Here is a 24,298-nt window from a genome sequence, read left to right on the forward strand (position 1 = left end):
TGGCAAAAATAATTAGTGTAAATTAGTGAAATTCGCGTCAAAAAATATTACTGCACAACAGCAGTAAATTCTATTTCTACCAAATATTCTGGAGCAACTAGTTTACTGATTTCATAAAATCCTGTAGTTGGTTTTATATCTTTAAAAAAAGAAGAATGAGCTCTTGCAACTTCTTCAAAAGTAGAAACATCTGTAGTAAAAATTCGTGTTCTAATTACATCTTTCATACCTACATTTAAATCTTCTAACACTTTTTCAACTCGCTCTAAAATATTATACGTCTGAGCATAAGCATCATCTGCTTTTACTTTTTCACCGTCAACAATAGCGACAGTTCCAGAAACTTCAACAATATTACCAATTCTAACTGCGCGGCAATATCCCATTTTGTCTTCCCACGGAGATCCAGTTAAGATGTTTTCTCTTTTCATTTTTTATATTTTGCGAATTTGTTTACAGGGTTTTAAAAAGCAAATTCAGGTTAATTAAGATGCCGCAATTTAAGAATTATGCTTTTGGCATTCATTAAAAAAAGCTTGAAATCAAATCGGAAATCAAGCTTTTTTGTGATATTAAATTGTTATTCGATATGTTTTTCTTCGTAAAGTCGAAGCTTATTATGTGCTGTATTTAAATTTTGCTGCAAGGTTTCAATCTTATTCAACAAATGTGCAATCGCATCAATTCCTTCCAGATTAATCTTCAGATCGTAATGCATTCGAATCATTTTTTCTACCGTTGGAAGTTGTTCCGGCTCCAGAAATTCATCGTTTTCTTCTATAATAATATGGATTAAACCATAATTGTGAAGTTCGGTTATAAACGTATTTTCAATTTCGTGGTACAAACAAAACTGTTTTATCTGGATTAAATTTTTACTTTTCATGATTTCTTAGTTTTGCTAATTCTTCAAATAATTCTTTTTCTTTATCCGACAATTTTGTTGGAACTTGTATCGTATAAGTTATATATAAATCACCAAACTGATTTTCCTTTTTGTAAACAGGAAAACCTTTGCCTTTCAGTTTTACTTTAGTTCCAGGCTGTGTTTCTGCCGGCACTTTAATTTTTACTTTTCCATCAAAAGTATCCACATAGGTTTCTCCTCCTAAAATTGCTGTGTATAAATCAAGCGGCGCATCGGCATACAAATTATTGCCTTCACGTTTAAATTCTGAATTATTAGCAATAGAAAAAGTAATAAATAAATCACCGTTTGGACCGTCATTTACACCGGGTCCGCCATGATTTGGAATTTTAATAATCTGCCCGTTTTCAACTCCAGCCGGAATTGTAATTCGGATATTTTTTCCGTTTACCGTTAGATTTTGTTTGTGCGTAGTATAAGCAGAAGCTAATTCAAGTTGCAATTCAGCATTAAAATCCTGTCCGCGGTATTTTGCCTGACCTCTTGAACTTCTTCCTGAAGAACCGTACATAGAATTGAAAAAATCTGAAAAATCGTTTCCAGAAAAATCACCGCCTCCAAAACCAGAGAAATCGCCTCCAGAATATTGAGAACCGCTTTGTTGTCTGCTTTGCTGCTGATTCGGATCGTAACCTGCTTTTTCAAATTCATCAGCATGTTTCCAGTCTTTACCGTATTTGTCGTATTTTTTTCGGTTTTCAGGATTGCTTAAAACTTCATTCGCTTCATTAATTTCTTTGAATTTTTTTTCAGCTTCTTTATCATTCGGATTCAAATCGGGATGGTACTTTCTCGCCAGTTTTCGATATGCCTTTTTGATCTCTGCTTCGGTCGCAGCTTTTGTAACATCTAATACTTTGTAATAATCGATATAATCCATTTTGTTGAGATTTTTAAATCGTAAAATAAAGTCTTGAAGTTAAGAATAAGTTGTTAATTATCAAAATGATATATTGGGTTTGTATTTGATTTTATTCTATAAAAAGGCAAGATTGGAATTTTGAATTTTTAAATTTAGAATTTAAATTAAGTTTAAACAAAAGAAATTCTGGCAGGTTTTTTGATTCCAAAAATTAGCTTAATATATTGTTATAAAAGTCCTAAAGTTGCAGTGCCTAATTAAATTATGCTATTTTTGTGATGCTGGACAATTTTTAAGATTAATTATAAAAGCCGATTAGATAATACTTTCTCAATGAAGCACATTTTAATTTTTATATTATTTTTTACCGCTGTAAGTGTTTCAGCGCAAACGGAATTTGGTACAAAATTCAAGCCTATTCCTGCACCAAAGTTTAGCGCAAAACCTAAAAAAATTCCTGCTCCTGAGACAAAAGATCCACAGGCAGAATTAAATGATATTCCAAATATAAAAACGCCAAATGTTTTTGAAAATACTACAATAACTCAAAAATCTAAATTTCAGATTGGAGAGGAAAAAAGCAAATTCACCATGTCTACCGAAACTGATTTTGCTAACCCAGGCGATCGTTATGTAGCAAAAATGGAAAAGGATTTAGATAAAGCTTTAAAAGATGCCGGGTTAAAAGAAGGACGCGGTGTTTTGGTAAAGAAAAATATTTCGCTTGGAGATTTTAAAACCAAATCAGAATATTTTATTGTTAAGTTTCGTGATTTTGGTGCAATTGATGGCGATTTAGTAAGAGTATCTTCCAATGAAGTTGTGGTTCGAGACCGACTTTTATTAGATTCGAATTTCCAACAAGTAAAAATTAATCTTAACCCAGGTTTTAATAAATTAGATTTCGAAGCTTTAAATATTGGAACTCTTGGTGGAAACACAGCTGAAATCCAAGTTTATGATGATAAAGGTGTAATGGTAACCAGCGATTACTGGGATAATCTTGCAGCAGGTTTTAAAGCTTCAATTGTTGTAACAAAAGAATAAGATAAGACCACTATTTCGTGATCCTATCTTAATCCATGTTTTTTATATACTAATTCTTTCAGGCTCTGATTTTTTTCCTTCGCCTGTTTCTTTCAGCAGAAAACTTACTAAAATGGCTATCACAATTCCGATAATCCAAAATAGACCGGCTTGTTGAAAATGATTTGTTTTATCAAGTGTATCTTCGAGAGTCTGTCCAAATAAACGACTAAATAAAGGGCTTAAAAGTGTTGTTACTCCAAAAGTGATGAAGTTAATGGCTCCTGTGGCACTTCCTTTTACATTATCAGGATTAGCTTCTTTAATGATAGAGTAAGGAATCATGGCAGCGCCTGAAGCTACTCCTAATGCAAACATGCTGTATTTCGCTGGAAATAAATCTGGAAAATACAACAGCTGAATTAAAGCTAGAATCATAAAGACGGCACCAAATATTAAAACAGGTTTGCGCTTATTTATTTTATCTGTAATATATCCTAAAAGCGGACAGCCGAATACCCAGCCAAAAGCGACCATAGCGCTTGATATTGTTGCCGTATGAAAGTCGAATGCACGGTCTTTTTGAAAAAAGGCAACTGCCCAAGTCATCGCAAATATAGTTGTCGGTGCAAACAATAATCCTGAAATGATCCCGCAGTACCATGATTGCGGATTACTAAAAACGATCTTGTAAGGATTTAGCAGACTTTGTTTCTTTTCTGTGCTTTCGGCATTTTTATCTGCAACATTTGCTGGAGTTACAAACCATAATCCGAAGGCAACAATAATAGTAAAAATTCCAATTAAGAGCCAAAAAGTATTGATATTCATTCCTTCTTCAATCCAAGGACCAACAACAAATTGTCCTGCAGAACCACCAAGCATTCCGAGACATTGGGTAAAGCCAATTGCCGTTGCAAGAGATTTTGCCGAGAATCCTTTACTCGCCAAATAAACACAGCCTGGAAAAGCAAAAGCGCATCCGGCACCTTGAAATAATCTGCCGACAACGCCGCTAAACTGACTTGAAATCATAAACAATAAACAGCCAATTCCTAAAATAAGCGCTCCAGCAAAAAGTGAATATTTGGCTCCAAATCTATCCAGCGCTATTCCCGCAATTAAACTGCAGGTAGAATAGGTGTAATAATAGGTTCCAATAATTGTTACTAATCCAATCTCATTTACCGAAAAATTGTGTGAAAGTTCCGGAAGCATTACCGCAGGAGCAGAGCGTATTACGTAGTCTAAGAAATAAAAAACTAGACCAAATACCCACGCAATGATGTAATATTTGGTATACGATTTTGTACTGTTTATATTCATAAAGTTATTCTTTTAAATTGGGCATGTATTTTTTACAAGCCTTCTTTTAAGTGTTTGTAATTGGATTTAATAGTGTCAAAAACTTCATCCATTTTACCTCCAAGCATTAATTTCGTCATTGATTTTGCCATACCTACAACTTGTTCCCATTCTACTTTAGGAGGCATTGCCAAAGCATTTGGGTTTGTAAAGATATTCAATAAAACGGGACCATTATGTCGAAATGCATTTTCTATTGCTCCTTCAACATCTTCCGGTTTGTGCACATTAATGCCTTGAAACCCCATTGCCTGTGCAATTAATCCAAAGTCTGGGTTCACCATGTCAGTTTCGTTATCGGGTAAACCGCCAACTTCCATTTCTAGTTTTACCATTCCCAAAGCACGATTGTTGAATACAATAATTTTAACGGGGATATTATATTGATGAATGGTTGCCAAATCGCCCAATAGCATAGATAAACCGCCGTCGCCGCACATGGCGATAACTTGTTTTTCTGGATGTGCCAAGGCGGCGCCAATTGCCATTGGCATTGCATTTGCCATAGATCCGTGGTTAAAAGAACCCAGCATTTTTCGTTCGCCTGTTCCTTTAATAAAACGTGCTCCCCAAACGCAGGTCATTCCAGTATCGACAGTAAAAATGGCGTTATTAGCAGCTAATTTATCAATAATATGTGCAACATATTCGGGTTGAATAGTGTCTTCTCCGCCATTATCATTAATATAAGTATTCATGTTTTCTTTGACGCTTTTGTAGAATTTCAGCTGTGCTTCTAAAAAACTATCGTCGGTTTTGTTTTCCAGAAGCGGGAGCAGTGCTTCTATAGTATCGGCAACATCACCACACAATCCCATATGAAGATTGGCTCTTCTTCCTAAACGTTCGGTACTGGTATCGATTTGAATAATTTTATTATCAGCGGGCATGAATTTATCATAAGGAAAATCAGTTCCTAATAATAAAACCAAATGCGACTCGTGCATACTATGATAGGCAGAAGGCTGTCCTAATAATCCTGTCATTCCTATTTCGTTTGGATTATTAGGCTGAATGCTCATTTTTCCTCTAAAAGAATATCCAACAGGAGCTTTAATATGATGCGATAATTGTACCACCTGATCGTGTGCTTTTTCAGCTCCAATACCGCAGAATAAAGTTATTTTGGTACTTTCATTAATGACTTTTGCTAATTGCTGTAATTCAGTATCAGAAGGTCTGATGACAGGATTACAATGAAAATACTGAGTCGATATATTACTTTCAACCGCTTTTAATTCAGATACATCTCCAGGTAAACCAATAACGGCAACACCTTTTTTACCTAAAGCATGCTGTATTGCGGTTTGAATAATACGAGGCGCCTGCTCGGCCGTCATAATCATTTGATTATAGCAGCTGCAATCGTCAAAGAGTTTTATGGTATTAGTTTCCTGAAAATAATCCATTCCCATTTCAGGGGTATTTATTGTGGAAGCGATTGCTAATAAAGGAACGTGTGAGCGATGCGCATCATACAATCCGTTAATTAAGTGAACGTGCCCAGGCCCGCAGCTTCCCGCACAAACAGCAAAACCATCTAGTTCGGCTTCAGCAGCTGCTGCATAAGCGCCGACTTCTTCATGTCGTACATGAATCCATTTTATTTTTCCGTTTCTGCGTATCGCATCATTAAAATGATTTAAACTATCTCCTGTAACGGCATAAACGCGTTTTACTCCGGCTTCAACCAACATGTCGACTAATTGTTCAGCAACTATTTTACTCATGTGTTATGTTTTTAAAATTAATATTTAAGCAGTACAACATTGGTTATGGTTTACTTCTTACTCAATCGTATTTTAATATCACTTGGTAGATATAGGGCTTCTATAAAATTAAGGAAAAGAATTGGTTTTTTGGGTAAGGTTCTGAGATACTAAGGTTCGAAGATGCAAAGTTTTTTTGGTTCAAAGGTTCAAAGAGACAAAGCAACAAAGGTTATGCTTTTTAGATAAAATTAAAAAAGGCTCAGAGTAACGAAGTACTTACACTTCTTTACCTCTGAACCTTTGCCACTTTGTACCTCAGAACCTTAAAATGGATCCGCAGTAACTCTAAACTTCATATCTGCTTTTACAGTCACATCTTTTGTCAGTGTTTCTTTTAAGGTTACCTGCGTTCTTATTTCAAAGATGCAAAGGCGCAAAGGTTCAAAGTAAAAAAGAAGCCTCTGAGCCTTTGTAACTCTGAACCTTTGCGCCTAAAAAACGGAACGTTGAAAAAATAGTTTTGAGGTTCAAAGATGCAAAGGCGCAAAGGTTCAAAGTAAAAAAAGAAGCCTCTGAGCCTTTGTAGCTGTGAACCTTTGCGCCTAAAAAACGGAACGTTGAAAAAATAGTTTTGAGGATTAAAGAAGCAAAGGAGCAAAGGTTCAAAGTAAAAAAAGAAGCCTCTGACCCTTTGTAACTCTGAACCTTTGCACCTAAAAAACGGAACGTTGAAAAAATATTTATTTTTTCAACCTGCGGATTTTTCAATTTCGAATATAAAAAGTATTTTTGCGCATGCAACACAACGTACTTATTTTAGATTTCGGATCGCAATATACTCAGCTTATTGCGCGTAGAGTTCGCGAATTAAATATATTCTGCGAAATTTTTCCTTACAATCACATTCCAAGTGATTTATCAAGTTATAAAGCCGTAATTTTAGGAGGAAGCCCTTTTTCTGTTCGAGGAGAAGATGCGCCTCATCCTGATTTATCGCAAATTAGAGGTAAAATGCCAATGCTGGCCGTTTGTTATGGAGCGCAGTACCTAGCTCATTTTAGCGGCGGAGAAGTAGCAGCTTCAAATACCAGAGAATACGGTAGAGCAAATTTATCTTATATTAAGGATAATGAAACTTTCTTTGAAGGAGTTTCAGAAAACAGCCAGGTTTGGATGAGCCACAGCGATAGTATCAAAGCGCTTCCAACGAATGCTGTAAAATTAGCAAGCACGCATGATGTAGAATATGCAGCCTATAAAATTGAAGGCGAAACTACTTATGCAATTCAATATCATCCAGAAGTTTTCCATTCTACAGATGGATCAAAAATGCTGGAGAACTTTTTAGTAAAAATTGCCGAAGTTCCTCAAAACTTTACACCAAACGCTTTCGTAGAAGAAATGGTGGCAGAATTAAAAGAGAAACTTGGAAATGACAAGGTTGTTTTAGGATTATCAGGTGGTGTAGATTCAACTGTTGCTGCGGTTTTATTGAATCAGGCAATTGGTAAAAACCTTTACTGTATTTTCGTTAATAACGGTTTGCTTCGTAAAAACGAATTCCAAAATGTATTAGACCAATACAAAGGAATGGGATTAAACGTAAAAGGTGTAGATTCTGGAGATCGTTTTCTTTCTGAATTAGCTGGAATCAGCGATCCTGAAACCAAACGTAAAACAATTGGACGTGTATTTATCGAAGTTTTTGATGATGAATCACATTTAATCGAAGACGTAAAATGGTTAGCGCAGGGAACTATTTACCCAGACGTTATCGAATCGGTTTCTGTAAAAGGACCATCGGCAACTATTAAATCACACCATAATGTTGGTGGATTGCCAGATTATATGAAATTAAAAATTGTAGAACCACTTAGAATGCTTTTCAAAGATGAAGTGCGACGAGTTGGAGCTACTTTAGGAATAGATCCTGAATTATTAGGAAGACACCCTTTCCCAGGTCCAGGATTATCAATTAGGATTTTAGGAGATATTACTCCAGAAAAAGTACAAATTTTACAAGATGTTGACGCTGTCTTTATCGACGGATTAAAATCTTGGGGATTATACGATAAAGTTTGGCAGGCTGGAGCGATTTTACTTCCGGTAAACAGTGTTGGAGTTATGGGCGACGAGCGTACGTACGAAAAAGTAGTTGCGCTTAGAGCAGTAGAATCAACAGATGGTATGACTGCTGACTGGGTTCACTTACCTTATGATTTCTTGATGAAAATATCAAACGATATTATCAACAAGGTAAAAGGCGTGAATCGTGTAGTTTACGATATTAGTTCAAAACCACCAGCAACAATTGAGTGGGAATAGTACCAGTTTTTAAAATTAAGGTCTTACATTTGTAAGGCCTTAATTTTTTATAACCTACTATTTATGAGAGAACTTTTAACGATTTCTCTTGTGTTTGTTTTGTCTTTTAACAAAATAGCTGCACAAGAGTCAATTATTGAGCACAAGATTCAAAAAGGAGAAACTGCTTATTTTATTGCCCAAAAGTATAAGGTTTCTATAGATGAGATTTACAAACTCAACCCCGAATCGCAAAACGGAATCAAGGATAATCAGATTATAAAGGTTCCAGTTCACAACTCCCAAAAAAATGAAACGAAGCAAAAGACTCATGTTGTTGCACCCAAAGAAACACTTTTTGGCTTATCCAAACAATATCATATTTCTGTAGAAGCTATTCAGAATGCCAATCAAGAAATTCTTGCCAGCGGACTTCAAATCGGTCAAGAATTAATAATTCCTCAAAATTCAGATCAATCAACTAAACAAGAAAATGCTGTTTCTTCTAAAGCAGTACATCAAGTTTTGGCTAAAGAATCTTTATTCAGTATTGCCAGAGAATATAATGTTTCGGTTCAGGATTTAGAAAATTTAAACAAAGACATTCTTCAAAACGGATTACAGATTGGTCAGACGATTATTATTCCAAATAAAAGAAAAACCTTAGACGGAAGAGTGCGTGTTATCAATCACGAAACTGTTTTTCATGTGGTTGAACCAAAAGAGACAAAGTTTTCTATTGCAAAGAAATACGGAATTTCGATTGACCAATTAGAATCTCAAAATCCTGAAATTGTAAACGGATTAATTGTTGGCAACAAATTAGCCATCAACATCAAAGAAATTAAACCTGCAAACGAAAGCGAAGAATTGATGCTGGCTTTAGCCGAAAAACAAGTTGTTGTTGAAAAAACAAAAGCCAAAACGGTTGAAATTGATGATTTGAAAGACCGTCTTGTTGTTCAAAAAGAAATGAATCAGAAAATTATAAAGATTAATGATTTGAAAGTGAATCTGAATGATATGAATGGTTCCAAAGAAAATTCAGTTGAAAAACTGCGTTTGGTTTTAGAAGCCAATAAAAATGTTCAGGATATTTTAATGGCCAAATTAGATTCGTTGGTAAACTCGATGAATAATGATTTGAAAGAATTAAAAAGAATGGATATTTTAAATGTTGATGAATCGAAAAGACTGGAAAAACAGTCATTTGACGGAATTAATAAAACAAATGAATTATCGTCTCAATTAAAGAAAGAACTGGCAGAAAACAGAAAAGCGTATGCGGGTTTAATGAATAAAGTAGAGCGAATTGCAGTTGAGGAAAATCAAGAGTATAAGAAGAAAATCCGCGAAAGCGGAAAGAATAATAATTCCACTTCTTTGCAACAGCGTTTGTCATTAGAAGAAATCAAACGTTACAAAATAGAGCAGGAGCAGGGCGATGCGCAAAATCAACTTTTGATTGCAAAAATCGATTCGTTAGATACTCAAAAGAAGATCGAAGTAAAAAGGCATATCAGCAAAGCTTCTTATTATAGTATGGAAGCCAGAAAATTTGATGATAAACTGGCTTTGGTAAAATTGAAAAAGTATCAGGATGAAGCCGTTAAAAAACAGCAAAAAAATAATACAGCCGAAAGTTCCAAAACTATTTCATTGGAAGAAATGAAACAAGAGTTGAAAGACAATCCATTAAGACATGATAAAACAGTAAAAGTGGAAGTTTATGATAATCTTAAAGAAGTTTCCAATGGGTATTACTTAGTTTTGGGTATATTTACAGACGCAGTTGAGCGCGATAAGTTTATTATGAAACTCATTGATTCTGGCGATTTTAATGCTAGTTTCTTCTTTAATATTAACAGCCTCTCGTACTATGTTTACGGCGATAAATTCGAAAACATGGAAGAAGTGCTTTATCAATGCAAGAAAAAAGAAGAAGATGAGTTATATAAAGAAATCATTATTGCCAAAGTAGAAATCGATCTGAGGTAATTTTTGACAAAATGAAGAAACGGCGCGAATTTTGCTTTCAGGAAAATTTGTAACTTGCTTTTAGAATTAGAAATTAAATTGTTTTTAAGCCTTATTATGAAATATTATTTAACATTATTGTCCTTCGTATTTTTTATCTCTACAAGTGCTTTTTCTCAGGAAAAGGTGGTCAAGTATAAGGTATCCAGCGGAGAAACTATTAATCAGATTGCACAAAAATTTAAGGTAACACCTTTCGATATTTACCAGCTGAATCCAGATGCGAGAACAGGTTTGGTTCCGAATTCTGTATTATTGATTCCAACTAAAAACGGTGATGCTAAAAAAGAAGTTTCTGAAACTAAAACTGCTGCCGTTTCTGGAAAAGAAATAATTCATGAAGTGCAGCCAAAAGAAACGTTTTACAGTATTGAGAAGAAATACGGAATTTCAGACGAAGCATTAAAAGCTGCAAATCCGTTTTTGGAAAAAAATGGAGTTCAGATTGGGCAAAAATTGGTGATTCCAGCAAAAGGAACTGTTCCAAAAGCCGCAACGAAACCTGCAAAAGAAAAAGGTTCTGAAAAATATGTGTATCATGATGTTCAAGCAAAAGAAACTAAGTATTCGATTGCTAAACAATACAATACAACAGTTGAGGATTTAGAGAAAAGAAATCCTGAAATCGTTTCGAGTTTACCAGTTGGATACAGAGTAACGATAAAAGGAACGGCTCCAAAAACTGAAACTTCAGCTTCTGCAGTTCCAGCAAAAACGGAAGAACCTAAAAAAGCTGCTGAATCTAAAAAAGCAGTTTCTTACATGGAATATCAAGTAAAACCAAAAGAAACTTTTTATAGTTTAGGAAGAGTTTTTCATTTATCGCAAGAAGAATTAGTTGCGTTAAATCCGTCACTTTCTGAAGGAGTAAAAGAAGGAATGGTTTTAAAAGTTCCTGCAGGATATATTGCTCCAGCTCCAATTGTAGCAGCGCAGGTGCCGACTGAAAAAACGGCTGAGTCTTCAGTTAACAGTAATGGAGGCGGTATTAAGATTATTGATAAAGTAAAATCAACTGAAAATGATAATGTAGAAGTTGTTGAATTAACTAAAAAAAGAGGTGCGAATGAGCGTAAAAAAGTAGTTTTATTACTGCCTTTTAATTTGGCTAAAGTTCAAAGTGATACTTCTGGAACAGCTAACAGAATTAAAAGTGATAAGTTCTTAAACATGACTTTAGATTTTTATTCTGGTGCAATGATGGCAATTGACTCTGCAAAAACATTAAAACTGCCAATTGATGTTGCCATTTACGATTCGCAAGAAACTAAAACGACTTCCAATGTATCTAATTTAACGAATAAACTTCAGGATGCTGATGCTGTTATTGGACCGTTTTACCAAAATAATGCCGAATCAACAGCTAATACACTTCGTTTATATAATGTGCCGGTTATTTCGCCATTGTCAAAAGACAGCGCAAATCCGATTGAGAATTTGTATCAATCAATACCTGCTGGTGATGTAATTAAAAATTCAATTTTTGATTATATGCGTTCTAAAAATGGAAATATTGTGGCAGTAGTTGACAAGAAAAAAGAGTCAATTATCAATTATATCAAACAAAATCAGAGAGGTGTTGCGTTTGCTTCTTTGACAGAAACTGGAGGTATAGACGTTGCTAATTTAAAAAGTCTGCTAATGCCAAACCGTATGAATTATGTGGTTATGGAAACGGCTAATACTGCAATGATTAAAACGACTATTAAAGCCTTAATTGATTCTCAAAAGACATGTCAGGTTCAGTTAGTAATTTTAGAACCAAACAGTACATTGGACACCGATGAAATTAGTTTCGATAATTTAGTAAAACTAAAATTAATGTATCCGTCTGTTACCCGCGAAAGTGACGAACAGAACGTTTTAATTTTTGAAAAACAATACCGTCTGAAAAACAAAGTGAATCCAAATACATATGCAACCAGAGGATTTGACGTTACGTTTGATACGATGATGCGTTTGGTGCAGGGAAAAACATTTCAGGAAACAGCAGATTTAATGACTACGCAGCAAGTAGACAATAAATTTCAATATTATAGAAAAGAAGATGGCGGACACGCTAATAAAGGTGTTTACATCTTGTATTACGATAGTGACTTAACTTTAAAAGTAGCAAATTAATGACATCAAAAGTAACCTATTTAGGCGATTTAAGAACAAAATCAATTCATGTGCAGTCGGGAAGCGAAATTATTTCTGATGCACCATTAGATAATAACGGAAAAGGAGAGGCGTTCTCTCCAACAGATACAGTTGCAAATGCTTTGGCAAGCTGCATGATGACAATTATGGGAATTAAAGCCCGTGATTTAGAAGTTGATTTTGTTGGCTCTACAGCCGAAGTAACAAAAATCATGAATGCAGAGCCACGAAGAATCGGTACAATTGAAATTGTATTCGAAATGCAAGGTGTAGCAGACGAAAAAAACAAAACGATCTTAGAACGCGCAGCAATGACTTGTCCTGTATTTCTAAGTTTAAGCAGTGAAATTGAAAAGAAAATTACTTTTAACTGGAAGTAGTTTTTCTAAACTCAGTATATAAGCCATCGATTATTTTGATGGCTTTTTTGTTTCTTTATGTATTGCGAAATTTAACTAAATGGCAGTTGTTAAATAGGTAAGAATATTCTTAATTATTAAATGTAATGCTTAACTTGCTCCAAGTTATATTCTTAATTGTTCAAAAATGAAAAAGCTGGTAATATTTAGTGTACTTACTGTTTTATTGTTTACTTCTTGTCTTGGGCGCAAAAAAAAATATTATGGCACTTCTAAGTCTCTTACTATTTCACAATACTATTCGAATGGGGATTATTATAATTCATTTCGCAGCGCAGTGGAGATTTTAAAAATAAAATCCACAGTAGAAAATAAAAATGAAGCTCTTTCTGTTATAGAAGATTCCTATTTAAAATATTTGGATAATCAAGAAAAAAAGCTAGAGCTTAATTTAAGAACATTAAAGGAAGATATCAATTATGATCGTGTAAATTTAGAAACGGATAATGATACGAAACGTCTCTATAAAGATTGTGCCTTCCTCCAGGAAACTTATAATTTATGGCGATCCAGTATTGAACTTATCGGTCCTCTTTATTATGGAGGAAGAGAACTTACTTTCCCTATAAAAAATTATTCAGAGATTGTTACAAAAGCGAGAGACAAGTATAGTGATTTTTTATTTAGAGCTGCTAAAAGCCATACAGAAGGTTTAGTAAATTCGTTATCTCATGATGATAAAAGCGCTTATAGGCAGGCTTATGATATTTATGTGAGGATGCAGGAATTTGATATTACTTATAAGAGGGCAGAAGTTACAGTACTCAAAGATGAAGCATTTAAAAAAGGACAAAGTTATATCTCTGTTACAATAAATAATTTGCCTAAAGAATATAAACGTACAGAAAAAGATCTTGTTAATAGTTTAGATTTGGGGAGATGGATTACAATAGGAAAAGACGGCAGAGGGAAATACGATTTTAATTTTGCAATTACTATCGAGAAATCTGATATAAGTAAAGGAGATGTGCGAAGAACGGTTTTTGAAAAAGAAAAACGAATAATAGTTGAGAATAATCAAACAGACAGAGATCGAAGATCTGCCTCCTCAAGAGATAGATTTATTAAAAGCAGATTAGAGATTATCGACTTACATAAAGATATATTAATAAGAGGAACAATAAAAGCAATAAATAATTATACTAAAAAAATGAATACCAGCCTCCTTGAAGTTCCTTCTCAATTTGTCTATTCCTATGCACTTCAAGATGGAGACGTACTCGCAATTGATCCTGAATACCTGCCATTATTAGAAAATGCTCCTCTGGATGTCCCTAATGATTATGAAATGATTGAAATGGGCTTGAGTAAATTTAAAAATGAAATAGTATCGACAATATTGAATGAGTTATATTATAGAAAATAAAAAATAGAAAATAGAAAAGGGTATCTTATAATAAAAGATACCCTTTTCTCATTAACTAACAACCAAAATATTTATTATTCTGAAAATTCTAATTTTTTCAATTTATTCCATCCGCCTCGAGTGAAATCGGGTATTTCAACAGGAGCAGAATTATTATCCAATGAAATTTCAGTTAATGGACCAAGACAAGACCATTCTGCTAAATCGTATACATCCATATCTAATGGAAGTCCTTTTTGTAAACAGTAAATTAATCTGTAGTCCATAATGAAATCCATTCCGCCGTGACCTCCAACTTTTTTAGCCTGTTCTTCAATGCCTTTAGCAATTGGATGTTTGTATTTTTCCATCAGAGCTTTTTTAACATCAGCAGGAACAAATGAGTGTGCGCTTAATTTTTCATGATTTGGCTTAACGTCATCGCCTAATTCTTTTCCATCTAAAGCATAACCTTCTAACGGATATTTATTAGCAAAACCTTTTGTACCGCTTAATTGGTACATTCTGCTGTACGGACGAGGAGAAGTTACATCATGCTGAATCTGAATTGTTTTTCCATTTTCCGTACGAATCATCGTCATGGTGTGATCTCCGTTTCTAAAATCTTTAATTTCTTTTCCAGATTTTTCTTTGATATAAGCAGGATTTCCAACCGCTTTTGTATCCATAGAAACCAAGAAATTCATTTTGTCTCCACGGTGAATATTTAAAGCCTGACAAGCTGGCCCCATTCCGTGAGTGGCATAAACATCACCTCGATGTTTGATGTTATAGTCCATTCTCCAGTTGTTCCAATATTCTCCCCAGAATGGCTGTAAACCATGAATATAAGAACCTTCAGCATGAAGAATTTCTCCAAATAAACCTTGCTGTGCCATGTTTAAAGTTGTCAATTCGAAGAAATCGTACACGCAATTTTCTAACTGCATACAGTGTTTACGAGTTTTTTCTGAAGTATCAATAAGCTCCCAAATTTCTTTCATAGTCAAAGCGCCTGGAACTTCAATAGCAACGTGTTTTCCGTCTTTCATTGCTTGAACCCCAATAACAGCGTGATGAAGCCAGTCTGTTGCTACGTAAACCAAATCTACATTTGGCAGTGCCGTAACTTTTCTCCAGACATTTTCGTCGCCATAAAATTCCTGTGCTTTTGGAAAGCCGGCTTTCGTTAAAATTTCATTAGCTTTCGTTGTATTTTCTTGAGTCATATCGCATAATGCTACGATTTCTACACCCGGAATATGCGTCATGCGTTCTACAGCTCCAGGACCACGCATTCCAAGGCCTATAAAAGCCACACGAACAGTTGGAATTGACGGCGCAGCTAAACGTAAAACATCTGTTTGACCTTTTGCGCGCGATGGAGTTTTTGTTTTTATCATTTGAGCCGTTGCAAATGTTCCCCACAACATAATGCAAACGGCCAAAATGAATTTTAAATTACTGGTTTTCATAATTAATTTGTTTTAAATGTTTTGATAATTTTTGATTATCGGAAATATTGAGATTTTTTTATTTTTAGAAATTGCTTACGGTAAAGAATTAAAATTTATTTCAGGTTTTTTATTGGTCATCGGTCTTGTAAAGTTAGTTTTTGGTGTTGTATAATTATTAAAAAAGCCTCCATTTTTTAAATAGAAAGAATCGTTTTCTGTGCCTCCGGAAAAATCCATACGATACTCTTTTGCACCAGTATTGTCATTGGTAAATCGGGCAGTATTAATTTCTGTCCAATTCCCTTTTTCATCGCAAATCCATTGATTATTGAATAAAACTTTACGGGAATAATCGCCTTGCTCTGGAATAAAATTTTCTAAAAAAGAGTGAAATCTTTTTAAATAAGTATTGGTTTTTGGACGGTTAAAACTTGCAATAAGCATCCATTTATTTGTTTCAGGGGCATAAAAATAAGCGGTATACGTTGTGGTATTGTCTCCGTTTGGAGATCCTTTGAGCAAGAATTTGTATGTTGTACCTGCTTTCCAATTATACTTCAGATAACTTTGTCCGCCAGAACCTTCATTTCCAAATTCACCTGTATGAACATTTTCTCCTTTTTTAAGCATTTTGATCTTGTGTGATTCTGGAATACTCTGAGGATCATCCGTATTAAAAGGACTCCAAACTGAGAATAAAATTCTTCTTTCGGTCGCTGCGTTTACCTGAATTCCGAAATATCCTTCACCAAAACCATTTGCCATAAAATAAGAGCCTATTTTATCTTCATTTTCAGGAACGGTAATTTCGTTATAAAACCATTCGGCATTTATGTTTTCTGGAACACCATAATTTAAGTGAACAGATGGACCGCGGCGTCCCCAGTGATAAAAATTTCCTTCATTATTTGGGACAAAAGAGATTTTTCCGTCGTAATCAACGCTGGAAATTTTTAATCTATTGATGGATGGAAAACGATCGCCACTTTTACTAATTCCTTTTATTTTCAGTGCTACATAGCCTTCCTGATTGATTTTCCAGTTTCCGACTAAAATCTCTTTTTTTGAAGTATTAAAAGTTACTTTTTTTACTTCATTATAAATTGAAAATTCAAGCTCCGATTTCCCATAAACTTCAACAGATTCCTCAACAGAAATCTGGAAAGTTCCCGGTTTAAAAATTCTGAAATAAACCGTAAATGTTTCATCAGCATTTTTCCAATTCTCGATGCCATTATCAGTAATGGTATTGTTTTCTTCTAAATGTTTAGAACTGTATGCATTTCCTGCCAATGGTAAAGAAATCTCCGTTTTTGGGTTTTCTAGAACATTATTTTCTGTATTAATTTCATTGTGATCTGCACAGGAAAAAGATACAAGTGAAAAAGCTAAAATCAGGTTTAATAAATTTCTCATTAGTAAGTATTGAATGATTAACTTTTTTAAAGCCTCTCTAATTTTTTACAACTAAAGAGGCTGTTAAAAACAATAAACAACTCTAAAACGATTATGGGTTTTGGGTTAAAGTTCCCGGATATGCATTAATTTCTGATTGTGGAATGTATTGTACTACACGTAAACTCGTTGCAGGAACATCATTCATTGGCAGATGCGGACCTGGATAACGGCGGGTCATTGTCTGTCCGTTTCTGTAAACATCATAACCACGATGCGCTTCAAAAGCAAGCTCTAATTGACGTTCTTCATCTATTCGCTGTATTGCATTTGAGCTGCTAAGAGAGGTATAACCGCCGCCAATAATGGCTCTTTCTCTCACAATATTCAAATTGGTCAAGGCATTAGTATAATCTCCTTTTTTTGCATACGCTTCAGCAAGATTCAAATACATTTCTGCCAATCTCGAAATGATAGGAGAGTGCAAGTGAGAGTCATTGTCTTGAAGTGAGCATTTTGTGATATAATACATTGGATAAACACGATTGAGAAGCATCATATAATCTTTTTCGCCCGTATATGTTTTTCCTTCATATACAATAGAATATTGATTTTCTGCCGCATTTATGGTTGTCAGATTGTAATTTGTACTTCCGATAGTAATATAAAACGAACCATCAGTATTACGTTTTAAAGGTTGCTGCATGTAGTTGTAACCTGTTTGAGTTCCTCCCGCGTTAAAAACATCGTAGATAAAACGAAAAGCTTCTGTTTTATTACCTGCGGCGTCAGTTGCATATTGCGGATCAATAAATGCCCAGCGCGCATCATTTTTTCCTCCAGCTTTATGAAGTAAATCTAAATATTTGGCACTGGCATACATTTCTCCCCAGCCTTGACCTTGAATATTGGCATACATACCTCCAATTCCGTAATAGTGATCGTAACCAGAAAACTCAGAAGCAACTTGTTTTACGGCAAAAATGGTTTCCGTTTGTTCTGGAGCGTCAGGTGCATAAGTATTATATTTCATGAAGCTTGAACGGCTTAATAAATTGTAACGGCCGCTCGCAATTACTTTATTAGAATATTCTATAGACTGCGTTGCATACTCTTGATTTGGCGTTTCATACGTACCGCTCATGTACAAATAAATTCTAGAAAGCATTGCCTGAGCTGCTTCTTTCGTTGCGTAAGCAGCAGTTTTATCTGCATTCATTAAAGATTCAGCTTTTTTCAAATCATTTATTGCCTGTGCGTAAGTGTCTTGAACAGTTGAACGATCCGGTAAAGTCAAATTGTTTAAATCATCCGGCAGACCATTTACAATTGGAACACCCAAATTGCTTTCAGGAGATTGTGCATAAGGTCTTCCGTAAGTTTTGCATAAGTAGAAGTAAATCATGCCTCTTAAATAATAAGCTTCTCCTAACTGCTGGTCTACAGCTTGACTTTCTCCTTCTTTAATAATTTTAATTAAATCACTGGACTGCGAAATAATCTTGTAACTATTGTTCCAAAAAACAGATAAACGATCATTATTAGTAACATGCTGATACGAGATAAAAGAATAAAATGAATCAGTAGATGTTCCTCTAATCATAATGTTATCACCAGGATATTCGCCAACCCTGTGCATAACGTCTGACCAGCCTTTAAGCTGCGCATAACATCCGTTTAATAAAACTTCAATAGAAGCTTCTTTATCTTCCTGAATTTTGTCTTGTGTGTAGGAATCAAAAGGTTCTCTGTCTAACTCACATGAAGACAGGAAACTAATTGCTGTAAATAATAGAAATATCTTTTTCATGATTTTGTTTTTAAAGAGTTAAGTTAAGTCCTAATACCACTTTTCTTGTTGAAGGATAAACCTGTGTCGCAACACCAGAAATTGCACCATTAATTGGCGGGATTTCAGGATCAACTCCAGAATAATGTGTGATAGTAAATAAATTCTCTCCAGCGATGTACAATCTTAAATTTGAAATGTAAAGGCTTTCAATCGGCATGTTATAACCCAAAGTCACACTTCTCATTTTAAGGTACGTTCCAGTTTCTAAGAAACGAGAAGAAGCTTTGTTGGAGTTACTTGGATTGTTGTAAATAGCCTGCGGATGCGTTGCAATATCTCCAGGTTTTTCCCAACGGCTCCAGCCGCTGTGCAAATTCATTTGATTACGATCTGTGTAAGCGCCGTCTGAATCAAACTCTGCTCTTGCATAATTGTAAATTTCTCCGCCTACAGAATAACTGAAGATAGCTGCGAAATCGAAATTTTTATAGTTTAAATTAGTTGAAAAACCTCCAAAAAAATCAGGCGTATAGGCTCCAATTACTTTTTGGTTTTTAGATGCATCTCCATAATCGTACGTTTTAACACGAGCTCCGTTTGCATCTGTTGTCATCCATTGCGGTTTTCCGTTTTCGGGATCAACGCCAGCCCATTCTGTTAAATACCAGCTGTCTACATCTCTTCCCGGACTAAGAAGTTTAGAAGCAGAACCTGCAATACCGCTTCCGTCTCCAACAATAATCTGAGTTTTACCGCCGTAAAGGCTTGTAACTTTATTTTTGTTTGTACCGATGTTGGCATCAACAGACCATTTTAAATTATCATTTTTAATAATGTCTACATTAATCGATGCTTCAAAACCTCTGTTGTTTACCGCGCCAACGTTTCTCCAGATGCTGGTTACTCCAATTACACCAGGAAGAGGCACTCTGTATAAAAGATCAGAAGTATTTTTATTGTAATAATCCAAAGTAATGTTTACACGATTAAACAATCCGATATCCAAACCGATATCGCCGGTATATGTTTTTTCCCAGCTTAAATCTGGATTTGCCAATTGTGAAATTAAAGCCCCTGGGTTTTCATTATAACTTTGTGAAAAAGAATATAATGGAAGGTGAGGATATAAGCTGTTGGGTCTGTTTCCGACAGAACCATAACTGGCTTTCAATTTTAGATTATTAATAAACTCGGCATGGAAAAAGCTTTCTTTATGAATATTCCATCCACCGCTCACAGAAAAGAAATTTCCGTATTGTGCATTTTTTCCAAAATTTGAAGCTCCATCTCGGCGGAAAGAAACTTGCCCTAAATAACGATCGTCATAAGAATAATTCAAGTTTGATAGCAAAGATTGTACAGCCCATTGTGATCTTCCTCCCGCTACTTTTTCTGGAACCGCAGCAGCATCGGCAACAACAATTCCCGGCGGAATTCCAGTTGCTATTCCGTTGCTGTATTTAGAATTGTATTCGTTCCATTCATAACCCGCAACAGCGTTGAAACTATGTTTGTCAAAAGTCTTATTAAATCGCAAAAGCTGATTGCTGTAAACTCTATTATAGGTGCTAAAATAATCTTCGATTCTACCTTTAACCGCTTCTCCTGATGAAGATCTAGGATCTGAGTAGTAGGATGAATTGTAGTTTCCTAAAATATAATTGTTTACAGAAGCATAAGTAAGCCAGCTTGTAAATTTGATATCAAAATCTAGGTTAGCACGAACGGTATAGCTCTCAGATTCACCATAATTCCATTGTAAATCATATAAATAATTAGAGCCAGTTGTGTTTACCCAAGTTGGATTTGGTGCATTTCCAACCAAAGTTCCATCTTCTAAATACGGACTATCCCAAGGCATATTTCCGTACAAAGCACCTACAGAATGCTGTTGGTCAAAAGTAGTTTCTTTGGTTAAGTTTATTTGAGGACGTAATGTAAACCACGTATTTGGTTTGTACTCAAATTTCATTAAACCATTGTATTTTTTATATTCGTAGCCTTTTACAGCGCCAGTTTCATCATAATATCCAAGCGAAACATAACTTTTAAAGTTGTCGCCGCCTCCGCTGATAGATAAGTTGTAATCGTTTGCTATTCCTGTTTGAGAACCATTTTTCCACCAATCGTAATTTTGGTTTCTTAATTCAGGAGTCCACCACCAAACATTTTCAAAATCTTCTTTATTAGCAAAAGAATCATATAAATCATATAATTCTGCACCGTTCATAATATCAAAATTTCCGTTATTGATTGTAGTCATTGCCGTTCTAGCAGAAAAATTGATAGATGGTTTTCCTTTCTTACCGCTTTTAGTGGTTACTACAATAACTCCATTGGCACCTTGAGAACCGTAAACTGCAGTCGAAGCGGCATCTTTAAGAACAGTAAGTGTTTCAATATCTGCCGGATTCATATTTCCAGAACTGCTTCCAACAATTACCCCATCAATCACCCAAAGCGGATCTGTGCTTCCGTTTACGGTGGTTCTACCACGTATAATAATTTTTCCAACAGATCCTGGCTGGCCTCCGCCTGTGTTTACAAAAACACCAGTAGCTTTTCCTGCCAGCATATTTTCGACAGCAGGAGTAGTAATGTCAAGAATTTTCTTGTTGTCCAACGTTTGCAGCGATCCAGTTAAACTCTCTTTTTTTACTTTACTGTATCCTACCACAACAACTTCATCCATTTGCTGGCCCAATTCTTTCATTGTAATTTTTAAAGAAGAATTTCCAGCAGGAGCTTCTTGTTCCTGCATTCCAAGAAATGAAAATACTAATACGGTTGAGGCGCTTGGAACTTCGATAGCAAAACTTCCGTCCATATCGGTTTGAACACCGGTTTTACTTCCTTTAATCACAACATTAACTCCAGGAATTGGAGATCCTTTTTCGTCGACTACTTTCCCTTTTACAATTTTTTGAAATGCCAATAAACTGGTTTTGTTTGAAGCAATTTCACTAATTGGTGCTGCAGGCGCTGCTTGAATACTTAAAGACAACAATGAAAACAAAGCAGTTTTTAAGCTTTTTTCAAGTACAGAATGCATTCTAAAAGTGCTGGACTTTTTAGCGAATACTTTTTTCATACTCTGGTTAGGTTTTGGTTAATAATTGAGTTTTTTGTTTAGTTGATTTTTTCTTTTCTACTATAAAAATTTTGGTTTTGTTGACGTTTTTGAATTCGTTTTTTTAACTAAAAAAGGTTAAAAATGAATACGAATTTTAAGGTCTAAATTCTAATTGTTCGACGAAACTATAGATTAAAAAATTATAAAACAAGAAAAAACACAAAAAATGTGCTCGAACACACAAAATTTATGTTCTCGAGCACATAAAATTGTGTTAGTGATTTTTTTTAAGATAAAAAGCTGTTGATATTCTAAAATAAATTGTACAAACGACAGTTGTCAGATTTAATCGGATTCTTAGCGGGTAGTTTTGTTTTTTAAAGAATATAAAGCGCATCAGTTTTTTACTAAGAATTTCGCAATAGTTATTTTCTAATGCTAAGAATTAATTAAGTATTTTTAGAATTTGGATATGTGAGTTTTTTCTTTCTGTAAAAATTTTTATTGCAGAAGTAAAAAAAGGCGATTAGATTTTCTGAAAAAGTTTGCCTTATATTAGCATTTTTAAAAGAAATAGAAATGGTGTTTTTTTGAAAGTTAAAAACACAATCTTAAAATGTCATTTCTTATTTTGAAAAATTAAAATAAAACCGAAAAAATGAATTCAGATTTAAAAGCCTACAAAGTCAATCTCGTTAAACAAAATGAAAAGATAAACATTGAAAATTTAGATCCTGATTTTTGGGAAAAAGCAAATTGTCTAACAGATTTTTGTTCGCCTTGGAAAACAGATTCATTTTCTAAAATTGAATTTAGAGCGAGATGGAATTTAGATTATCTGTATTTTAATTTTCAGGTTTTTGATTCGGAAATTTATACAGATAGAACAGATGATTCTACAGACAGTATTTGCAATTCAGATAGAGTGGAGCTTTTTTTTAGAAAAGATGAAAAACTAAGTCCGTATTATTGTCTGGAGATGGATGTAGATACTCGCGTTTTAGACTTTGAAGCTTATCCGGAGTGGAATTTTGATTATAACTGGAACTGGCCAAAAGGACATTTGGAAATATATTCGTTTCAAGACCAAAAATCATTTACTGTACAGGGAAAGATAAGCATGACATCATTAAAAGAATTAGATTTAATTCAAGATAATGTTATACAAATAGGCGTCTATCGCGCGAAATTTTCGCAGAATGAAAATCTAGAATATGAACCCACATGGATTTCCTGGGTTAATCCTAAAACAGAAAAACCTAATTTCCATACCGCTTCTTCATTTGGGAAATTTATTCTCGAAGATTAAAATTAATAGATATAAAAGTCGGCATTTTCAACATTAATAATATCAATAGGCAGTAAAATCGTTTCAGGTATTTCTTTACTGTACAAGAAATGTTCTGCCAATGTGCTAACGCCTAAATAAGCCTGTCTTTTTTGATTTTGATGAATTAAGAAGTGGAGTAATCCTTCATTTAAATAATCCAAATTTTTAGCTATTAAATCATACCCAATCAAAGCTATTTTTTTGTTTTTTTGAGCAGCAATAGTTGTGGCAATCTGATACGCTTTGGATGTAGTCACAAACACACCGCTTAGATCTGGATTTTCTTCTAAAAAATTTAAAAATTTACTTTCAACATTTGGGTGTTTGAGTTTTAAAGTGGTCAGTGAAAAAGAATACAGTTTTTTTTCTTCAAAATAACTTCTAAAACCTTTTTCCTTTTCCTGCATGTGAACAGCGTTCTTCAAGCTTTCGTCAATATGTACAATTGCAATTTGTCCTTTAGATAAAATTAAGTTCATTAAGCTGGCGGCAACCCGGCCGCTTTTGTAAAGATCCTGACCCACAAAGCATTTTACAGAACTTGACTGTACTTGATTGTTGAAAGTGTTTACAATAACATTTGCCTCTTCATAAACTTTTACTACTTCCAGAGTTTCTTTATGAAATACTGGTGCAATTAATACCGCGTCAGGTTCAAGATTTAAAACCGTATTATTGGTGTTTACAAACGACTTTTTATTTTCTGGATTAAAATAATGAATACTAATATTGACACTGTAAGGCTTGAATTCCTTTACGGCATCTTGAATTCCATTAACACAAGGAAGCCAATAAGAATCTATTTCCGGATCTGGAAGAAGAACACAGATTTTATAAATCTTGGTATTCTTTAGATTTCGGGCAATTAAATTCGGTTCATAATCAATAACATTTAAGACCTCATTAATTTTTTCCAGCGCGGCAGGAGAAACCTTTCCTCTATTATGCAAAACCCTGTCGACAGTTCCTTTAGAAACTCCGGCCATTTGCGCAATGTCTTTAATAGTATATTTTTTATCCATAGAAGCAAATATATAAATTACATTTAATTTTTCGGAATATAGTTTTTTCTGAATTTTAAAAATGTGCTCGAGAACATTTAAAAGTGTGT

18 protein-coding genes are annotated in these 24,298 nt (G+C 34.4%); 7 read left to right on the forward strand and 11 right to left on the reverse strand.

Going from position 1 to position 24,298, the window contains the following annotated elements; translation table 11 throughout:
- Positions 1-47 precede the first annotated feature (47 nt).
- From BSF42_RS11070 to BSF42_RS11080, 3 genes are all read right to left on the reverse strand, one after another.
- Positions 48-431, reverse strand: coding sequence for a RidA family protein (locus BSF42_RS11070; RefSeq protein ID WP_095953157.1), 384 nt, complete (start codon positions 429-431; stop codon positions 48-50).
- Between the two features lie 149 nt (positions 432-580).
- Positions 581-886 (reverse strand): chaperone modulator CbpM, encoded by a 306-nt coding sequence (locus BSF42_RS11075; protein ID WP_095953158.1) that lies wholly within the window; start codon positions 884-886, stop codon positions 581-583.
- Positions 876-1,808, reverse strand: a complete 933-nt coding sequence (locus BSF42_RS11080) for a DnaJ C-terminal domain-containing protein (RefSeq protein WP_095953159.1) — start codon at positions 1,806-1,808, stop codon at positions 876-878. Before BSF42_RS11080 ends, BSF42_RS11075 begins: the two co-directional genes overlap by 11 nt.
- A 315-nt stretch (positions 1,809-2,123) precedes the next feature.
- Between BSF42_RS11080 and BSF42_RS11085 the strand changes: the two genes are divergently transcribed.
- Positions 2,124-2,837, forward strand: coding sequence for a hypothetical protein (locus BSF42_RS11085; RefSeq protein WP_095953160.1), 714 nt, complete (start codon positions 2,124-2,126; stop codon positions 2,835-2,837).
- 42 nt (positions 2,838-2,879) lie between these two features.
- Here the strand turns inward: BSF42_RS11085 and BSF42_RS11090 are convergent, their stop codons facing one another.
- From BSF42_RS11090 to BSF42_RS11100, 3 genes are all read right to left on the reverse strand, one after another.
- Entirely contained in the window at positions 2,880-4,142 is a 1,263-nt protein-coding gene (locus tag BSF42_RS11090; protein WP_095953161.1) for an MFS transporter, read from the reverse strand.
- A 32-nt stretch (positions 4,143-4,174) separates the two neighbouring features.
- On the reverse strand, positions 4,175-5,911 hold the full coding sequence (locus BSF42_RS11095) for a thiamine pyrophosphate-dependent enzyme (RefSeq protein ID WP_095953162.1): 1,737 nt from the start codon (positions 5,909-5,911) through the stop codon (positions 4,175-4,177).
- Between the two features lie 423 nt (positions 5,912-6,334).
- Entirely contained in the window at positions 6,335-6,661 is a 327-nt protein-coding gene (locus BSF42_RS11100) for a hypothetical protein (RefSeq protein WP_141248449.1), read from the reverse strand.
- A gap of 27 nt (positions 6,662-6,688) precedes the next feature.
- Between BSF42_RS11100 and guaA the strand changes: the two genes are divergently transcribed.
- The 5 genes from guaA (at position 6,689) to BSF42_RS11125 (ending at position 14,161) form a co-directional block, all read left to right on the forward strand.
- A complete protein-coding gene (guaA, locus tag BSF42_RS11105) occupies positions 6,689-8,218 on the forward strand; it encodes a glutamine-hydrolyzing GMP synthase (RefSeq protein ID WP_095953164.1) in 1,530 nt (509 codons plus the stop codon).
- A 63-nt stretch (positions 8,219-8,281) separates the two neighbouring features.
- On the forward strand, positions 8,282-10,195 hold the full coding sequence (locus BSF42_RS11110) for a LysM peptidoglycan-binding domain-containing protein (protein ID WP_095953165.1): 1,914 nt from the start codon (positions 8,282-8,284) through the stop codon (positions 10,193-10,195).
- 96 nt (positions 10,196-10,291) lie between these two features.
- Positions 10,292-12,355, forward strand: a complete 2,064-nt coding sequence (locus BSF42_RS11115; protein WP_095953324.1) for a LysM peptidoglycan-binding domain-containing protein — start codon at positions 10,292-10,294, stop codon at positions 12,353-12,355.
- A complete protein-coding gene (locus tag BSF42_RS11120) occupies positions 12,355-12,756 on the forward strand; it encodes an OsmC family protein (protein ID WP_095953166.1) in 402 nt (133 codons plus the stop codon). Before BSF42_RS11115 ends, BSF42_RS11120 begins: the two co-directional genes overlap by 1 nt.
- A gap of 166 nt (positions 12,757-12,922) precedes the next feature.
- Complete coding sequence (locus tag BSF42_RS11125; RefSeq protein ID WP_095953167.1) at positions 12,923-14,161, forward strand: hypothetical protein; 1,239 nt, start codon at positions 12,923-12,925, stop codon at positions 14,159-14,161.
- Positions 14,162-14,235: 74 nt separating this feature from the next.
- Here the strand turns inward: BSF42_RS11125 and BSF42_RS11130 are convergent, their stop codons facing one another.
- The 4 genes from BSF42_RS11130 to BSF42_RS11145 all read right to left on the reverse strand — a co-directional run bounded on the left by BSF42_RS11130 (position 14,236) and on the right by BSF42_RS11145 (position 21,875).
- Positions 14,236-15,573, reverse strand: coding sequence for a Gfo/Idh/MocA family protein (locus tag BSF42_RS11130; protein WP_253251036.1), 1,338 nt, complete (start codon positions 15,571-15,573; stop codon positions 14,236-14,238).
- 117 nt (positions 15,574-15,690) lie between these two features.
- Entirely contained in the window at positions 15,691-17,013 is a 1,323-nt protein-coding gene (locus BSF42_RS11135; RefSeq protein WP_095953169.1) for a DUF3472 domain-containing protein, read from the reverse strand.
- 91 nt (positions 17,014-17,104) lie between these two features.
- Positions 17,105-18,802 carry a RagB/SusD family nutrient uptake outer membrane protein gene (locus BSF42_RS11140; protein ID WP_095953170.1) on the reverse strand — a complete coding sequence of 566 codons (1,698 nt, stop codon included), beginning with the start codon at positions 18,800-18,802 and terminating at the stop codon, positions 17,105-17,107.
- A 10-nt stretch (positions 18,803-18,812) separates the two neighbouring features.
- Positions 18,813-21,875, reverse strand: a complete 3,063-nt coding sequence (locus tag BSF42_RS11145) for a TonB-dependent receptor (protein WP_095953171.1) — start codon at positions 21,873-21,875, stop codon at positions 18,813-18,815.
- A gap of 640 nt (positions 21,876-22,515) precedes the next feature.
- Between BSF42_RS11145 and BSF42_RS11150 the strand changes: the two genes are divergently transcribed.
- Positions 22,516-23,166, forward strand: a complete 651-nt coding sequence (locus BSF42_RS11150; protein ID WP_095953172.1) for a sugar-binding protein — start codon at positions 22,516-22,518, stop codon at positions 23,164-23,166.
- Between the two features lie 2 nt (positions 23,167-23,168).
- On the opposite strand, the gene BSF42_RS11155 is transcribed toward BSF42_RS11150, so the two are convergent.
- On the reverse strand, positions 23,169-24,209 hold the full coding sequence (locus BSF42_RS11155) for a LacI family DNA-binding transcriptional regulator (protein WP_095953325.1): 1,041 nt from the start codon (positions 24,207-24,209) through the stop codon (positions 23,169-23,171).
- Positions 24,210-24,298 lie beyond the last annotated feature (89 nt).

The organism is Flavobacterium sp. ACN6 (assembly GCF_002304005.1).
In the GTDB taxonomy this organism is placed as follows: domain Bacteria; phylum Bacteroidota; class Bacteroidia; order Flavobacteriales; family Flavobacteriaceae; genus Flavobacterium.

Excerpts from the sequence above, each read along its gene's own strand:
- BSF42_RS11145 (WP_095953171.1), bottom strand. The coding sequence starts at position 21,875 with ATGAAAAAAGTATTCGCTAAAAAGTCCAGCACTTTTAGAATGCATTCT.
- BSF42_RS11095 (WP_095953162.1), bottom strand. The coding sequence starts at position 5,911 with ATGAGTAAAATAGTTGCTGAACAATTAGTCGACATGTTGGTTGAAGCC.
- BSF42_RS11125 (WP_095953167.1), top strand. The coding sequence starts at position 12,923 with ATGAAAAAGCTGGTAATATTTAGTGTACTTACTGTTTTATTGTTTACT.
- guaA (WP_095953164.1), top strand. The coding sequence starts at position 6,689 with ATGCAACACAACGTACTTATTTTAGATTTCGGATCGCAATATACTCAG.
- BSF42_RS11120 (WP_095953166.1), top strand. The coding sequence starts at position 12,355 with ATGACATCAAAAGTAACCTATTTAGGCGATTTAAGAACAAAATCAATT.
- BSF42_RS11080 (WP_095953159.1), bottom strand. The coding sequence starts at position 1,808 with ATGGATTATATCGATTATTACAAAGTATTAGATGTTACAAAAGCTGCG.
- BSF42_RS11090 (WP_095953161.1), bottom strand. The coding sequence starts at position 4,142 with ATGAATATAAACAGTACAAAATCGTATACCAAATATTACATCATTGCG.
- BSF42_RS11085 (WP_095953160.1), top strand. The coding sequence starts at position 2,124 with ATGAAGCACATTTTAATTTTTATATTATTTTTTACCGCTGTAAGTGTT.
- BSF42_RS11155 (WP_095953325.1), bottom strand. The coding sequence starts at position 24,209 with ATGGATAAAAAATATACTATTAAAGACATTGCGCAAATGGCCGGAGTT.
- BSF42_RS11150 (WP_095953172.1), top strand. The coding sequence starts at position 22,516 with ATGAATTCAGATTTAAAAGCCTACAAAGTCAATCTCGTTAAACAAAAT.
- BSF42_RS11130 (WP_253251036.1), bottom strand. The coding sequence starts at position 15,573 with ATGTTGTGGGGAACATTTGCAACGGCTCAAATGATAAAAACAAAAACT.
- BSF42_RS11115 (WP_095953324.1), top strand. The coding sequence starts at position 10,292 with ATGAAATATTATTTAACATTATTGTCCTTCGTATTTTTTATCTCTACA.
- BSF42_RS11140 (WP_095953170.1), bottom strand. The coding sequence starts at position 18,802 with ATGAAAAAGATATTTCTATTATTTACAGCAATTAGTTTCCTGTCTTCA.
- BSF42_RS11075 (WP_095953158.1), bottom strand. The coding sequence starts at position 886 with ATGAAAAGTAAAAATTTAATCCAGATAAAACAGTTTTGTTTGTACCAC.
- BSF42_RS11070 (WP_095953157.1), bottom strand. The coding sequence starts at position 431 with ATGAAAAGAGAAAACATCTTAACTGGATCTCCGTGGGAAGACAAAATG.
- BSF42_RS11135 (WP_095953169.1), bottom strand. The coding sequence starts at position 17,013 with ATGAGAAATTTATTAAACCTGATTTTAGCTTTTTCACTTGTATCTTTT.
- BSF42_RS11110 (WP_095953165.1), top strand. The coding sequence starts at position 8,282 with ATGAGAGAACTTTTAACGATTTCTCTTGTGTTTGTTTTGTCTTTTAAC.